This is a genomic window from Mesorhizobium sp. ESP-6-4, from assembly GCF_020164735.1.
Lineage (GTDB): Bacteria > Pseudomonadota > Alphaproteobacteria > Rhizobiales > Rhizobiaceae > Mesorhizobium.
Window position 1 is genome coordinate 103,212 of the sequence record NZ_JAIUGS010000006.1, and the last position, 14,280, is coordinate 117,491.

The following is a 14,280-nucleotide window of genomic DNA, read 5'->3' on the forward strand; positions in this document are numbered from 1 at the left end:
CTCTAGGATCTCGAAAAGGCCGGCTTCTGCTTGGTCTTGAAAGCGCCGACGCCAGCTTTGAGGTCGGCGGTGAGCGCAATGAAACCGCTGGCCAGCGCCTCGGTCGCGGCCGCATCTTCCTCGCCCTCGGCAATGCCGATCATCAGCTTCGCGGCCTCCGTCGCAAGCGGACCGCGCTCGGCGATCTTTTCGGCCCAGGCTTTGGCTTCGTCGAAAGCCTTGCCTGTTTCAACCAGTTGGTCGACGACGCCGTGCGCGAGCGCGTCGGATGCCAGGAAAATCTCGCCGCCGATCGCCATCCGGCGCACGATCTGTGCGCCGAAGCGGCGTACCGCGCGCTGGGTGCCCGACCAGCCGGGCACGACGCCGATGGAGGTTTCGGGGAAGCCGAGCTTCACCTGCGTTTCGGCGACACGGAAATCGCAAGCCGCCGCCAGTTCCAGCCCGCCGCCCAGCGCATGGCCGGAGAGCACCGCGATGGTCGGCTGCCGGAGCTGCGCCAGCCGGTCGAAGACGCGGTGGCCGTAGCGCACCCATTGCACCTGGAAGTCGGCGGCGCTCATGGCACCCCAGGCCTCGACGTCGCCGCCGGCGCAGAAGCCCTTGCCTTCGCCGCGGATGAGCACGGCGCGAACGCCCTCGGCCAGTTCCGCTTCGTCGAGCGCCGCTTCGAGCGCGCGCAGCATCGGGATGTCGAGCGCGTTGAACTTTTCCGGCCGGCGCAACGTGACAATGCCGACGGCGCCGTCCTTTTCGAAGGTGACGAGACGCTCAGCCATGCGCACCTCCGAGCGAAGCGCCGCCATTGAGCGACAGGCCGATCGGCCGGTCCTGATAAAGCGCCACAGGCGTGACCTTGAGGTCGTTCGCCACAGCGAGCGGGATCTCGGCCTGCGCCAGCACATCGCGTTCGAGGTCGATGCCCGGCGCCAGTTCCGTCACCATCAGCCCGTCCGGCGTCAGCTTCATCACGCAGCGCTCGGTGACATAGGTGATGTCCTGCCCTTGGGCGACCGCGCGCTTGCCGGAGAAGGAGATATGCTCGACCTCCGCGACCACCTTCTTGACCTTGCCTTCCTGGTCGATGCGGATCGCGCCTCCAGCCAGCGACAGCTTGGCGCCGGCATTGAAGAAGCCGGAAAAGACGATCTTCTTCGCCCGCGCGGTGATGTCGACGAAGCCGCCGGCGCCGGCGGTCACATGCGGCCGCGCCGAGAGCTTGGAGACGTTGACCGAGCCGTGGCGGTCGATCTGCAGGAAGGACAGCAGCGAGGCGTCGAAGCCGCCGGCCTGGAAATAGATGAACTGGTGCGGCGAGGGCATGATCGCCTCGGCGTTGGAGGCGCAGCCGAACTTGAAGTCGAGCAGCGGCACGCCGCCGACCGCGCCCTGCTCGATCACCCAGGTCACCTTGCCGTGCTGGCCTTCCTCGAGAAGGATGCGCGGCACGTTGGCCGAGATGCCGAAGCCGATGTTGACGGCCATGCCGTCGCGCAATTCCATGGCGACGCGCCGCGCGATGACCTTCTGGATGTTCATCTCCGGCGTGCGGAAGGTCGACAGCGGCCGGAAGATCTCGCCGGAGATCGCCGGATCATAAGGGGTCTGCGTCGTCTGCAACTGGTCGGGCGCCACCACGATATGGTCGACCAGCACGCCGGGCACACGCACGTCGTGCGGCTTCAGCGTGCCGTTCTCGACGACGCGCTTGACCTGCGCAATGACGATGCCGCCATTGTTGCGGGCGGCCAGCGCCTGCTCCAGCCCGCCGAGATAGGCGCCCTCATGCTCATAGGTGAGGTTGCCGCGCTCGTCGGCCGTCGTGGCGCGGATGATCGAGACGTTGGGCACGATGGCGCGGAAATAGAGCCATTCCTCGCCGTCGAACTGCTCAACCGAGACGATCGGCTCGCTGGCCGCGGCGTTCATGGCGCAACCCTGATGACGCGGATCGGCAAAGGTGTCGAGGCCGACCTTGGTCAGCACGCCGGGACGTTTGGCGGCGGCCTCGCGATGCATGTCGAACAGGATGCCGGACGGCACGTTGTAGGCGGCGATCGAATTGTCGCCGATCATCTTCCAGATCTGCGGCGGCTCGGCAGAGGAGGGGCCGGACGGATAGGAGCCGCAGAGCGTGCGCTTGAGCAGGCCTGGCTTGGCGAGATGGTCGATGCCCTTGATGCCGTACATGTCGCCGGCGGCGATCGGATGCAGCGTGGTGATCGCCTGCGGATGGCCTTCCGCGTCGAAACGCTCGCCGATCGCGGCAAGCACGGCGTCGGGGCAGCCGAGCCCGCTCGACGACGACACCGACACGACCATGCCGTCCTTGATCAGGCTGGCGGCATAGGCCGCCGAGACGAGCTTGCTCACGCGATGCCCCCAAGTTGCGGGTCGATAGCGACGGCCTTGCCGGTGTTCGACGATTGCAGTGCTGCTTCGGACGATGCCAGCGACCAGACGCCGTCCTCGCCGGTGGCGGCAGGCCGCCCTTCGCCGCGGATTGCGGCATGGAAGTGGCGCAGCGAGCGGGTGTATAGATCCTCGCGGTCGAAGCTCAGCTCTTCTTCTCCGCTCGCGCTGCGCAGATGCACCGAGCCGACCGGCTTCTGCGTCATCACATTGGCGGCGATCAGCGAGCCTTCCGAGCCATGCACCTCGAAGCCGGTGCCGGCGAATTTCGTGGTGAAGCCCTCATGCGACTGCGCGATGACGCCGGACTTGAAGCGCCAGATGCACATGGCGCCGTCCTCCAGTCCGCCGCCGGCCATGCCGGCGGCTTGCGTGAAGGCCGAAATCTCGACGGGGTCGTCGTCCAGCACGAAGCGCAGCGTGTCGGCATCATGCACGGTTATGTCGAGCACAACGCCGCCGCCGGCTTCGGGCTTGGTTATGCGCCAACCCTGCAGGTTTTCCGGCAGATAGACGGAATGAAAGACGCGCACCGCGATCGGCTTGCCGATGCGGCCGGCGGCGATCGCCTCGCGCATGGCGCGGTGGGCGCCGGCATTGCGCAGATGGTGATTGGTGCCGAAGACGATACCGGCAGCTTTCGCGGCGACAACCATCTCACGCGCATCGGCGCTGGTCAGCGCCAGCGGCTTCTCGCACAGCACATGCTTGCCGGCCTTGATCGCGGCAAGCCCCTGCTCGAGATGCAATTCGTTGGTGGTCGAGATGTAGACGGCGTCGATATCTGAGTTGAGCAGCGCGTCGAGAGACGAGACGGCGCGTGCGATGCCGTTTTCCCTTGCATAGGTCTCGGCCCGTTCCGGGCTGGAGCTCATCACGGCGGCGACCTCGCCGTCGGCCTGCGCGCGGATGGCATCGATCATGAACTGTCTGGCGATCGTGCTGGCGCCGATCAGTCCCCATCGCACGCTCACGCCGCGTCTCCCACTTGGCTGTTGCGGTCCGGGCCGCTGCTTTCCCTCACGACCAGGCTGACGGCACCGATATGGTTCTCGGCGCGCGTGGTGCGCGACTGGATCATCTTCAGCATGACGTGCGCCGCGCGCTCGCCGAGACCCGCCGTATCGACGGCGACGCTGGTCAGCGCCGGGCTGTAGTGCTCGGCCTCGGCGACATCGTCGAAGCCGACGACGGCGAAGTCTGCGCCCGCCTCGAGACCGCGTTTGCGCAATGCCAGCATGACGCCGAAGGCTACCGCATCGTTGAAGCACAGCGCTGCGGTCGGTGGTCGCGGCACGGCAAGGGCCGTCTCCAGGCAGGCCATGCCGCCCTTGCGGCTGGTCTCGCCCTCGACGATCAGCCGGTCGGAAGCTGGGATGCCGAGCGTTTCGCAGGCTTCGAGGAAGCCTCCCAGGCGCTCCTGATAAACAACGAGATCGGATGAACCGCCGAAGAAGGCCAGGCGGCGATGGCCCTTGCGGATCAGATGTTCGGCGGCAAGCACCGCGCCGCGATGATTGTCCGGCGCGATCACCGGAATGCGGCTGTTCGGCAGCCTGCGCATGGTGAAGACGATCGGGACGCCGGCCGTCTCGATGCGGCGGAAGGTACCGGGCGTGGTGCCGCGCGCCGGCGAGACGATCAGGCCGGCGACGCCCTGTTCCATCAGCGACTTCAGCACCTCTTCCTGACGCACCGGGTTTTCCGCCGTGTTGGCGATGAAGGGGACGACGCCCGCCGCCTGGAAGACGCGCTCCATGCCGACCGCCAACTCGGCGAAAAAGGGGTTGGTGAGATCGTTGATCACCATGCCGATGACATTGGAATGGGCTTTGCGCAGATTGGCGGCGCCGCGGTTGTAGACATAGCCGACATCCTCGATCGCCTTGCGCACCTTGACCGCGGTTTCAGGCCGGATCAACCCGCTGCCCTGCAGCACGAGCGACACCGTCGATTTGGACACGCCGGCCTCGCGAGCGATGTCCAGGATCGTCGCCTTGGGCCGGCTGGCCATCCTCGTCATGTCCTCCAAGTTTCGAGAAAATCTATTGGAACGTTCTAATCATCGATCCAAATCCGAGTCAATCACGATTCCGCGGAGATTCGAAAAATTGATCGGCGCGGTTCAAAACGTCAATGAATGTAAGGGCCATCCCAAAGGAGACACAATGTCTTCCGGCTTGGATGCCATGAATCATAAAGGTTCTTGATTTATTGGAACGTTCCATTTATAGCGACCGCACGGGAGAGTTCCATGGACATCACCTTGCCTGCGGCAAACGGCGACCGCGTCAGCTACCGGCTTGTCGGCAAACCGGCCGAACCGATCGAGGGCGCACGCTTTTCGCGCATCGCCTATGCCGCCGCCCATGTCGTTGCCGATCCCATCGCCATGACCGATCCGTGGTCGCGGCCGGCGGTCGACTGGGACAGGACGATGGCGTTCCGCCATCATCTGTGGCGGCTCGGCTTTCGCATCGCCGAAGCCATGGACACGTCCCAGCGCGGGATGGGTTTCGACTGGGCGAGCGCGAAGGAGCTGATCCGCCGCTCGATGGCGGAAGCCAAAACTGTGCCGGGCGCCGACCTCGCCTCGGGGGCGGGGACCGATCACCTGCCGCCGGCAGCGGCCAAGACGCTCGATGACGTCATCAGCGCCTATGAAGAGCAATTCGCCTTCATCGAAGGCGAGGGCGGCAAGGCGATCATGATGGCGAGCCGCGCGCTGGCGGCGGTGGCCAAAGGGCCGGACGATTATGCCCGCGTCTATGACCGCATGCTGTCCCAGGCATCGGGCAAGGTCATCCTGCACTGGCTGGGCGACATGTTCGATCCGGCACTCAAGGGCTATTGGGGCAGCAACGATTTCGACGCGGCGCTCGACACCGTCGTCGCCATTATCGAGCGGCATGCGGGCAAGGTCGAAGGCATCAAGATATCGCTGCTCGACGCGGAGAAGGAAGTGCGGCTGCGGGACAGGCTGCCCGAAGGGGTGGTGATGTTCACCGGCGACGATTTCAACTATCCCGAACTGATCGCCGGCGACGGCAGGAAACACTCGCACGCGCTGCTCGGCATCTTCGACGCCATCGCGCCGGTGGCAAATGCCGCGCTGGCGAAGCTGGCGGAGGGCGATAAGGCCGGCTATGACGCGCTGATGGCGCCGACCGTGCCGCTGTCGCGAAAAATCTTCGAGGCGCCGACCGAATACTACAAGGCCGGCATCGTCTTCATGGCCTGGCTGAACGGGCATCAGGACCACTTCACGATGGTGGGCGGCATGCAATCGGCGCGCGGCATAAGCCACTACGCGGATGTCTTCCGGCTCTCCGACCAGGCCGGGCTGCTGGCCGACCCCGATCTTGCCATCGCCAGGATGAAGACCCTGCTGGCGGTCGCGGGCGTTTAAGCCGGTCCCTGTGCGGGGATTTGCGTTTCGGCGATAAATCGTATTCGCTTGCCGAAAATAGGCGCGGGCGCACATGGCAATGGCGGAGAAAGTCGCCCCGGCAGACAAGGTCGCCCTGGCAAACAGGGTCGCGCTTGTCACCGGGGTTACCGGGCAGGACGGGGCTTATCTGGCTGAGCTGCTGCTCGGCAAAGGCTATGTCGTCCACGGCGTCAAACGCCGGTCGTCTTCCTTCAACACCGAGCGCGTCGACGACATCTATGTCGATCCGCATGAGAGCGGCGCGCGCTTCTTTCTGCATCATGGCGATCTGACCGACGCGACCAATCTGATCCGCCTTGTGCAGGAGACGAAGCCCAGCGAGATCTATAATCTCGGGGCGCAAAGCCATGTCCAGGTGAGCTTCGAGACGCCGGAATACACTGCCAATGCGGATGCGCTGGGGACGCTCAGGCTTCTCGAAGCGATCCGCATTCTCGGCCTCGAGAAATCGGTGCGCTTCTACCAGGCCTCGACCTCGGAGCTCTATGGCGATGCGGTCGAAGCTCCGCAGAACGAGAGCACGCCGTTCCGGCCGCGCTCGCCCTATGCGGCAGCCAAGCTTTATGCTTACTGGATCACGGTCAATTACCGCCAGGCCTATGGCATGTTCGCCGCCAACGGCGTCCTGTTCAATCACGAGAGCCCGACGCGTGGCGAAACCTTCGTCACCCGCAAGATCACGCGCGCAGTTGCCGCGATCCATCACGGCCTGCAGGACACGCTCTATCTCGGCAATATCGACGCACGTCGCGACTGGGGTCATGCGCGCGACTATGTCGAGGGCATGTGGCGCATCCTGCAGCATGACGAGCCGGACGATTTCGTGCTCGCGACCGGCGAGGCGCATTCGGTGCGCGAATTCGTGGAACTCGCCTTCGCCGAGGCCGGACACCGCATTCGCTGGCAGGGCAGCGGTGCCGATGAAGTCGGCATCGACGCAGCCACCGGCGCCGCGCTTGTGCGGATCGATCCGCGCTACTTCCGGCCGACCGAAGTGGATACGCTGGTCGGCGACGCCGCCAAGGCAAGAAAGGTTTTGGGCTGGTCGCACACCATCGGCTTCAAGGACCTGGTGGCGGAAATGGTTCGGGCCGATCTGATGCGCACCGCCGGCGCTACTTGGCGCAACGGCCGTTCAACCTAGGACCTGCGCTTATGGACAAGAGTTTCGATCTCAAAGGAAAGCGCATTTTCATTGCCGGCCACCGCGGCATGGTCGGCTCGGCCCTGGTGCGCCGCCTGGCCGGCGAGGATTGCGAGATCGTGACCGTGGCGCGCCGCGAGCTCGACCTTCTCGACCAGGCCGGCGTGCGCCGCTGGATGGAGGCCCGGCGGCCGGACGCCGTGATCATGGCGGCCGCCAAGGTCGGCGGCATCCTGGCCAATGACAGCTTCCCGGTGGATTTCCTTTACGAAAACCTCGTCGTGCAGACCAATGTCGTCGAGGCCGCTTTTCGCAGCGGGGTGCAGAAGCTCCTGTTCCTGGGCTCGTCCTGCATCTATCCGAAGCTTGCGCCGCAGCCGATCCCGGAAGACGCGCTGCTCACCGGCCCGCTCGAACCCACAAACGAATGGTACGCCGTCGCCAAGATCGCCGGGTTGAAACTTTGCCAGGCCTACCGGCGGCAACATGGCGTCGACTACATCTCGGCCATGCCGACAAATCTCTATGGTCCGGGCGATAATTTTGACCTCGACAGCAGTCATGTCGTGCCTGCGCTGATGCGCAAGGCGCATATGGCGAAGCTAACCGGTCAAAAGACCCTGCAGGTGTGGGGTTCGGGCCGGCCGATGCGAGAATTCCTGCATGTCGACGACGCCGCCGACGCCTTTATCTGGCTTTTGAAGACTTATTCCGGCGACGGCCACGTCAATGTCGGTAGCGGTGAGGACATCACCATCGCGGAGCTTGCCGGCACCGTCGTATCGGTCGTCGGCGCCGGCGCCGAGATCGCGTTCGATCTGACGAAGCCGGACGGGATGCCGCGCAAGCTGATGGACGTCTCGCGCCTGTTCAAGACCGGCTGGAGGCCGGCCTATTCGCTTCGAGATGGATTGGAACAGACCTATGCCTGGTTCCTCGACCATGTCGAGAAAGGCGATATCCGTCTTGGCGCTGCATGATTCTCAATCGAAACTCATCGCGGCGACCAGGGAGGACGGTTTGGGCGGCCGGCTTCTGGCTATGGTCAACGCCAAGGCGCTTGCCGACTCGCTCGGCTATCGCTTCGGCTTTGCCTGGAAGCCGATCCATGACGATAAATTTCACTCGGTCGAGAAAGTCGACAAGATATTCTCCGCCGATTTCATCGAGAAGCACTGGCTGGGGGAGACGGTCGAACCATTGGGTTTCGATGTTCTGGAAGGGGTAGCCTTTAGCCGTGCCAGTCTCGATGCCGCGGCGGCACGGCGAAGGTTTCGCGGCTGGATCTGCAACGAGTTTGAGATACTGGATCATTTTCACGGCGGATCCCAATTCGTCCGACGATCGGAGACATTGCGAGGTTTCGGTTTTTCCAGGGCCGTGAACCAGGCGCTCGACGCCGCCGACAGATGCCCGTTTCCGGGGCCGATCGCCGCTTTACATCTTCGCAGCGGCGACATCGTGCGCGGCAAATATCGCTTCATGCTGCATTTCAGCGACAAGGTAGTGGCCTCGACCTTGGTCAAGGCTGTCGCGTCGGAGCTTTCGTCAAAAGGCCTGACAACTCTTCTGATCGGTCAGGATCGTGAAACGCTCGAATATCTGCGGTCGGAAACGGGAGCCTTGCTGGGCGACGATCTGGGATCGGCGGAATTCGCAGATGAGACGCTCAAGGCATTCTTCGAGATGAGGCTGATGGCGCGGTGCCAGAAAATCTATGCAGGCGGCAGCGTCTATGCGTCCGTCGCATCGATGATGGGCGATGTCGGTCTCGTCCATCCGAAAACCTTGTTCGACGGTTCGAGAGCCGCGGAAATGATTCTGGCCGAACTCAGCCGACATCAGGGCGATTACCACCCGCTCGAGGCGGCCTTCGGCTATCAAACCGCGTTTCTAGATCTCGAGGATCAAATCAATCCCGCGCGAGCAAGAGACATCCTGGAAAAGGCTCACGCGCTGGATCCGCACAACGACGTCTATCCGCTCAAAATCGCGGCGGCTTTTTTTCACGAACGCGACTACCGGTCCGGCGAGGCCGTTTTGAAGGCGCTCATGACAAGACAGTTCGAAGCCTCTTCCGCAATGCCGTTGCGAGCGATTGGCGTGCTGGTCTGCCGGACATGGCGCGGCGATGTCATGTCGAAAGATTTCGAGTCCTTCTTCGCGGCGGCCGCAGAGGGGCATCCCTACGCCGCGGCGTGCTCGGCGCATATCCTCCATGCAACATTCGGGAAGGTGAAGCCGGCTCTGCGGATGATTGCGAAGTCGCTGGATGCGGAACCGGCCAATGCCTTGTTCAAGAGAATCAAACGGCACATACGGCCATTGACGACGCCTCAGTCCGGTCCTCTGGCGAAGGCGCGGCTGCGACTCTGGAAGGCGGGGATTCGAATATAGGGACCGCCGCTGCGGTCTTTGCCGCGGCTGCATTAGGGAGATCAAAAGCGGTAGTTCAGACTCAGAGAAACCGTATGGGTGCTGGGCTTGACGAATGTTGGACCAACCAACGCGCTGTCGTTTTGGAAATTATGGTCCGAGAAATGCGCGTAGGCGTAATCAAGGCCGACAACCCATTTGTCATTGAGCGCGTAGTCGGCGCCGACACCGATCGTCCAGCCGGTATAAGTCCTGTCAAATTTGGTATCGCCAAAACCGAGAACGCTATATCCGGTATCGTGCAGGTGCAGGAAGGCCACGCCGCCCTTAACGTAGGGTAGGAAATTGCCCATCGCATATCCGGCCTTGGCGACGATGTCGCCTTGCCAATCGGCAGCGGTCTCGAATGTTTCACTGTCGATGGTCGGCACCGTCTTCTTGTTGAACACCGCAACCAGACGAGCCTCCGCTCCGAGAACGAAATTGTTATCGAACTGGTATTGATAGCCTACTTGGCCGCCAACCGATGCCGAGGTGCTATCACCATCGTATTCGCTAGGATCGTTATTGGGGATCGTCACATCGCCCTGGAGAAAATTGACGCCGGCCACTGCGCCGATATAGGCGCCAGTCCAATTGTAGGACGTGGGCTCGACCGACAATGCATCCGCAGCAAAGGCTGGCGAACAAAACCCAACAAGCATTGCCGACGTGAGTAGAACTTTCCTCATAATTCGCCTGTCGCTCCCGATCCGCCATTGCACCTAAGGGTTGATAGCATGGCTTTCAGGGGTTGCGCTGTAACACAGCGGCAACAGTGGCGCTGGAGGAGCTTAGCCTGACGTGCCGCGCGCGATCGGAGGCTAGGCCGGGCGGAGGCTGCAATATACCCAGCCGGTGTGCGCGGGGTCCACTGGCGGAGATCGGCTAATTTAATGGAAGGATGGTGGGCGTGACAAGGATTGAACTTGTGACCCCTGCAATGTCAATGCAGTGCTCTCCCGCTGAGCTACACGCCCATCCGAAGCCGCGCATACACCACTTTTGATCCGGCGCGTCAATAGCGGGAATGTGGAAAGACGGCTTCCGTTTGTCGCATCGGCGCGGCGCATCGTAGATGCCTGCCGAGGTGGCTCAGGCCGCCTGCAGCATCTTCTCGACCTCGTTGACGAGATCGCGCAGGTGGAAGGGCTTCGACAGCACCTTGGCGTCCTTGGGCGCCTTGGAATCCGGATTGAGCGCGACTGCGGCAAAGCCTGTGATGAACATCACTTTGAGGTCCGGATCGATCTCGGTGGCGCGGCGGGCAAGCTCGATGCCGTCCATCTCCGGCATGACGATGTCGGTCAGGAGCAGCGAGAAAGGCTCTTCGCGCAGCCGCTCATAGGCGCTGGCGCCATTGTCGAAATCGCTTACCTGGTAGCCGGCGCGTTCCAGCGCCTTGACGAGGAAGCGGCGCATATCGTCGTCGTCTTCCGCCAGCAGAATGCGTGCCATCATATCCCGTCCGAATCACCCGCCCCAAGCCTGCCGCCGGGCAAGGCTGTTAACCATGCTGTATATGAGGATGTGTCGGTAAACATCAAGTGAATGAAGGGCGTCCCGCATCCGGTTCAAGCTGGGGTTTCGTCGCCCGAAATGCTGGACATGCCGCACGCAAGGTGGCAAGTTTTACGTCATGATGCAGTGCTGTTTCCTGGTTCGTGCAAATTGAAAACGGCAGCCGAGGATTTTTCGGTCGTCCCACCCTTCGAAATCCGATCGGGCGCCGAGCAGCGCGTCCCTTTCCTGTTCAACTCACCGCATAGCGGCCGCCACTATCCGGAGCGCTTCCTGGCCATGGCGCGGCTTGACCGCAACGCCATCCGCCGGTCGGAGGACTGCTATGTCGAGGAGCTTTTCGGCGGCGCCGTGCCGCTCGGCGCGCCACTGCTGGCGGCCAATTTTCCGCGCGCCTATCTCGACGTCAACCGCGAGCCGTGGGAACTCGATCCGCGCATGTTCGCAGAGCCGGTCCCGTCCTTCTGCAACATCCGTTCGGCGCGTGTCGCCGGCGGGCTGGGCACGGTGCCGAAGCTTGTCGGCGAAGGCCTCGATATCTATCCCGGCCGCCTGCCGCTGGCCGAGGCGGTGGCGCGCATCGAAGCAGTGTACAAGCCTTATCACGAGACGCTGAAGCGGCTCCTGACCAGAACACATGCCAGGTTCGGCTATGCCGTGCTGATCGACTGCCACTCGATGCCGGCCAGTATACGCGTCGGCGACAACGGCGTGCGGCCCGACTTCATCATCGGCGATCGGTTCGGAATTTCGGCCTCGCCGGCGCTCACCGAGATGGCCATCGGCCTGCTTGTCCGCATGGGCTACACCGTCGCGCATAACAAGCCCTATGCGGGAGGGTTCATCACCGAACATTACGGCAGGCCGGCGCGGCATCTGCATGCGTTGCAGATCGAGGTCAATCGCGGGCTTTACATGGACGAGCGGACGTTCCAGAAATCGGCCGGCTTCGACGCCTTGGCCTGCGACCTGACCCGCTTCTCGGCCGACCTGATGTCGCTGCCCGACCACCATTTCGTCGATTTGCCGCTTGCGGCGGAATGACGGCGCGGTTGGCGCGCCGAGTTCTTGTATACGCAATTCCGGACGGAAAACCGCTTCACACTTTTCCCGGAATTGCCTGAAAAAAAGACCGCATCGTTTTCACGACACGGTCGAAGTCTAGGGAGGAAACGCCCAAGGAGGGCATGGACAGGAAAACCTGTCCGATGACAAAATTATTGTGCGCCGCACAAATGTCAATCGACAGCGGGCTTTTTTAATTCAATATGATGTGGAAATTCCGCTTCGGCGGCTCACATGTGACATTCGGGCAACAGAAAACGGGCGTCTGACCGGTCTTCAGCGCGCCTGTTCCGCGAGAAACAGGCAGCCGGCAACGGCCGCGATGGGGGAGAGCGACTTGGATATCAGCACCGATTTCATGCGGCGCATCGCGCATGCCGCCGCCGCCGAAACCCTGCCGCGCTTCCGCAGCCAGGGGGCGGTCACCAACAAGCTTACGGGAAGCTTCGATCCGGTAACCGAGGCCGATCGCGAAGCCGAGCGCGCGATCCGGACGCTGATTTCGTCCGAATATCCCGAGCACGGCATCCTCGGCGAGGAGCATGGCAGCCAGAATCTCGCCAGCCGACATGTCTGGGTGATCGACCCGATCGACGGCACCCGCGCCTTCATTTCCGGCATCCCAGTGTGGGGAACGCTGGTCGGGCTGACCGTCGACGGCGAGGCGGTCGCCGGCATGATGTCGCAACCCTTCACCGGTGAGCTGTTCTACGCCAACGCTTCCGGGTCGCATTATGAAGGACCGGGCGGCCCGCGCCGGCTCGCGACCCGCAAGACGACCGAACTCGCGCAAGCGACGCTGTTCACGACTACGCCGGCATTGTTCCAGGGCGATGCGCGCAAGCGCTATGACCAGTTCGAGACAAAGGTGCAGCTCGCCCGCTACGGCACCGATTGCTACGCCTTCGCCATGCTGGCGGCCGGCAGCATCGACATCGTCGCCGACCCGGGCCTGAAGCCTTACGACATCGTCGCACTGATCCCGATCATCGAGAAGGCCGGCGGCGTCATCACCACTTTCGAAGGCGGGCCGGCGGAGAAGGGCGGCGACATACTGGCGGCCGCGACGCCCGAGCTTCACGCGGCAGCGATGGCGGCGCTGCGCGGCTGATCGGGCGCGCTCAGGGAGCATCACCCGTGCCGGGGATGAAGGCGTCGAAAGCCGCCAGGAGCTGCTCGCGGTAGATGTCCTTCTCCTGCAGGATCTCGTGTTGCGCGCCGTCAATCATCAACAGCGAGCCGACCCGCAGTTTCCTGGCATAGGCCTCCACCGCCTTGGTCGAGACCACCCGGTCGGCGCCGGCGGCGACGATCAGCATCGGCACCTTCACCCTTGCCATGAAATCCGGATCGCTGACGGCTTTCGCGGCCGCGGCGGCGGCCCTCAGCCAGCGGATGGTTGGACCGCCGAGCGCGAGCTGCGGCCAGGCCTCGTAGATTCCGACATTGCGCCGGTAGCGCGCAGGATCCGAGGTCACCTTGTTCACCTCGAAAGCGGGCGGCACTTTCGGGCGCGGACCGAGCGCGGCATAGAGCCGGCCGAGACCCAGCGCGCAGAAAACCGTGCAGACGCGCCGGACCGTGGCGATCGAGACCGGCAGGTCCGGCACCTCGAGAAAAGGAGCCAGCAGCACCATGCGTCGCACCCGGTTGACCATCGACGGCGAGGCAAGCAGCGCAATCACCGCGCCCGTGGAGTGCGCGAGGATGTAATAGGGGCCGCGGCAGTCGGGCAGCACGATTTCTTCGAAGAATTGCTCGAGATCGCGCGTATAGTCACGGAAGCTGCGGACATAGCCGCGCTGGCGGTCACGCAGCAGGCGGCTGGAATCGCCTTGGCCGCGCCAGTCGAGGATGGCGACGCCGAAGCCGCGATCGGCGAGATCTCGGATGGTCTCGAAATATTTCTCGATGCATTCGTTGCGCCCGGTCAGCAGAACCACCGTGCCCTGCAGCGGGCGGCTGACAGCGGCAAAGACGCCATAGCGGATCTTCTTGCCGTCGCGTGTGGTGAAGAAGCCGCCCGCAGCATTCTGCGGCGCGGGATTGTCCTCGGTCAGATGGAAAAGATCCGTCATGCGGCGTCGTTGCTTGTTTTCTGCCCGGACGGGCGAGGCGTCGGCATGGTGATAGACGGCCAGGCGGCGAAAGCAAAGGCGTTGCGAGGATTTACGCGGTTGCCGCGCGTGACCCCGAAAATCGGAATCGATTTCGGAAAGGATCACGCGCGAAATCAAAAGTGCTAGTGCGTCCTTAGCGCGTCCAGAGACGC

At 63.2% G+C, this 14,280-nt stretch carries 13 protein-coding genes and 1 tRNA gene; 6 read left to right on the plus strand and 8 right to left on the minus strand.

Translation table 11 applies throughout. The features are described from left to right. Nucleotides 1–2 precede the first annotated feature (2 nt). Genes LB523_RS13975 through LB523_RS13990 form a run of 4 tightly spaced genes read right to left on the minus strand, consistent with a single transcriptional unit; the run spans nt 3 to nt 4,426 of the window. Nucleotides 3–779, minus strand: a complete 777-nt coding sequence (locus LB523_RS13975; protein ID WP_224603333.1) for an enoyl-CoA hydratase/isomerase family protein — start codon at nt 777–779, stop codon at nt 3–5. Further along, nucleotides 772–2,373 carry an acyl CoA:acetate/3-ketoacid CoA transferase gene (locus LB523_RS13980; protein WP_224603334.1) on the minus strand — a complete coding sequence of 534 codons (1,602 nt, stop codon included), beginning with the start codon at nt 2,371–2,373 and terminating at the stop codon, nt 772–774. Before LB523_RS13980 ends, LB523_RS13975 begins: the two co-directional genes overlap by 8 nt. Further along, complete coding sequence (locus LB523_RS13985) at nt 2,370–3,386, minus strand: Gfo/Idh/MocA family protein (RefSeq protein WP_224603335.1); 1,017 nt, start codon at nt 3,384–3,386, stop codon at nt 2,370–2,372. Before LB523_RS13985 ends, LB523_RS13980 begins: the two co-directional genes overlap by 4 nt. Beyond that, nucleotides 3,383–4,426, minus strand: a complete 1,044-nt coding sequence (locus LB523_RS13990) for a LacI family DNA-binding transcriptional regulator (RefSeq protein ID WP_224603336.1) — start codon at nt 4,424–4,426, stop codon at nt 3,383–3,385. The genes LB523_RS13985 and LB523_RS13990 overlap by 4 nt, the downstream gene beginning before the upstream one ends. A 240-nt stretch (nt 4,427–4,666) precedes the next feature. Here LB523_RS13990 and LB523_RS13995 point away from each other — a divergent pair, with 240 nt between their 5' ends. From LB523_RS13995 to LB523_RS14010, 4 genes are all read left to right on the plus strand, one after another. Further along, the gene (locus LB523_RS13995; RefSeq protein ID WP_224603337.1) at nt 4,667–5,821 is read left to right on the plus strand and encodes a dihydrodipicolinate synthase family protein; all 1,155 of its coding nucleotides are present in this window, start codon (nt 4,667–4,669) and stop codon (nt 5,819–5,821) included. A 79-nt stretch (nt 5,822–5,900) separates the two neighbouring features. After that, the gene (gmd, locus tag LB523_RS14000) at nt 5,901–7,007 is read left to right on the plus strand and encodes a GDP-mannose 4,6-dehydratase (protein ID WP_224603338.1); all 1,107 of its coding nucleotides are present in this window, start codon (nt 5,901–5,903) and stop codon (nt 7,005–7,007) included. Between the two features lie 11 nt (nt 7,008–7,018). Then, nucleotides 7,019–7,987, plus strand: coding sequence for a GDP-L-fucose synthase (gene fcl / locus LB523_RS14005; RefSeq protein WP_224603345.1), 969 nt, complete (start codon nt 7,019–7,021; stop codon nt 7,985–7,987). Beyond that, nucleotides 7,974–9,404 carry a hypothetical protein gene (locus LB523_RS14010; protein ID WP_224603347.1) on the plus strand — a complete coding sequence of 477 codons (1,431 nt, stop codon included), beginning with the start codon at nt 7,974–7,976 and terminating at the stop codon, nt 9,402–9,404. Before fcl ends, LB523_RS14010 begins: the two co-directional genes overlap by 14 nt. A 41-nt stretch (nt 9,405–9,445) precedes the next feature. Here LB523_RS14010 and LB523_RS14015 read toward each other — a convergent pair whose 3' ends face one another. The 3 genes from LB523_RS14015 to cpdR form a co-directional block, all read right to left on the minus strand. Next, on the minus strand, nt 9,446–10,114 hold the full coding sequence (locus tag LB523_RS14015) for an outer membrane protein (RefSeq protein ID WP_224603348.1): 669 nt from the start codon (nt 10,112–10,114) through the stop codon (nt 9,446–9,448). A gap of 213 nt (nt 10,115–10,327) precedes the next feature. Then, nucleotides 10,328–10,402, minus strand: a tRNA-Val gene (locus LB523_RS14020). A 115-nt stretch (nt 10,403–10,517) separates the two neighbouring features. Further along, a complete protein-coding gene (gene cpdR / locus LB523_RS14025; protein ID WP_006199474.1) occupies nt 10,518–10,880 on the minus strand; it encodes a cell cycle two-component system response regulator CpdR in 363 nt (120 codons plus the stop codon). A gap of 150 nt (nt 10,881–11,030) precedes the next feature. Here cpdR and LB523_RS14030 point away from each other — a divergent pair, with 150 nt between their 5' ends. Together LB523_RS14030 and hisN are read left to right on the plus strand one after the other, a co-directional pair. Continuing rightward, nucleotides 11,031–11,987: an N-formylglutamate amidohydrolase gene (locus LB523_RS14030; protein WP_224603349.1), complete on the plus strand. Its 957-nt coding sequence runs from the start codon at nt 11,031–11,033 to the stop codon at nt 11,985–11,987. Between the two features lie 358 nt (nt 11,988–12,345). Beyond that, complete coding sequence (gene hisN, locus LB523_RS14035; protein WP_224603350.1) at nt 12,346–13,119, plus strand: histidinol-phosphatase; 774 nt, start codon at nt 12,346–12,348, stop codon at nt 13,117–13,119. A 10-nt stretch (nt 13,120–13,129) separates the two neighbouring features. On the opposite strand, the gene LB523_RS14040 is transcribed toward hisN, so the two are convergent. Then, a complete protein-coding gene (locus tag LB523_RS14040) occupies nt 13,130–14,086 on the minus strand; it encodes an alpha/beta fold hydrolase (protein ID WP_224524175.1) in 957 nt (318 codons plus the stop codon). Nucleotides 14,087–14,280: the final 194 nt, after the last annotated feature.

What these genes read in the sequence shown, in the direction of transcription:
- gmd (WP_224603338.1), top strand. Translation starts at nt 5,901, where the DNA reads ATGGCGGAGAAAGTCGCCCCGGCAGACAAGGTCGCCCTGGCAAACAGG.
- LB523_RS13995 (WP_224603337.1), top strand. Translation starts at nt 4,667, where the DNA reads ATGGACATCACCTTGCCTGCGGCAAACGGCGACCGCGTCAGCTACCGG.
- LB523_RS13975 (WP_224603333.1), bottom strand. Translation starts at nt 779, where the DNA reads ATGGCTGAGCGTCTCGTCACCTTCGAAAAGGACGGCGCCGTCGGCATT.
- LB523_RS14030 (WP_224603349.1), top strand. Translation starts at nt 11,031, where the DNA reads ATGCCGCACGCAAGGTGGCAAGTTTTACGTCATGATGCAGTGCTGTTT.
- LB523_RS14040 (WP_224524175.1), bottom strand. Translation starts at nt 14,086, where the DNA reads ATGACGGATCTTTTCCATCTGACCGAGGACAATCCCGCGCCGCAGAAT.
- LB523_RS13990 (WP_224603336.1), bottom strand. Translation starts at nt 4,426, where the DNA reads ATGGCCAGCCGGCCCAAGGCGACGATCCTGGACATCGCTCGCGAGGCC.
- fcl (WP_224603345.1), top strand. Translation starts at nt 7,019, where the DNA reads ATGGACAAGAGTTTCGATCTCAAAGGAAAGCGCATTTTCATTGCCGGC.
- LB523_RS14015 (WP_224603348.1), bottom strand. Translation starts at nt 10,114, where the DNA reads ATGAGGAAAGTTCTACTCACGTCGGCAATGCTTGTTGGGTTTTGTTCG.
- cpdR (WP_006199474.1), bottom strand. Translation starts at nt 10,880, where the DNA reads ATGGCACGCATTCTGCTGGCGGAAGACGACGACGATATGCGCCGCTTC.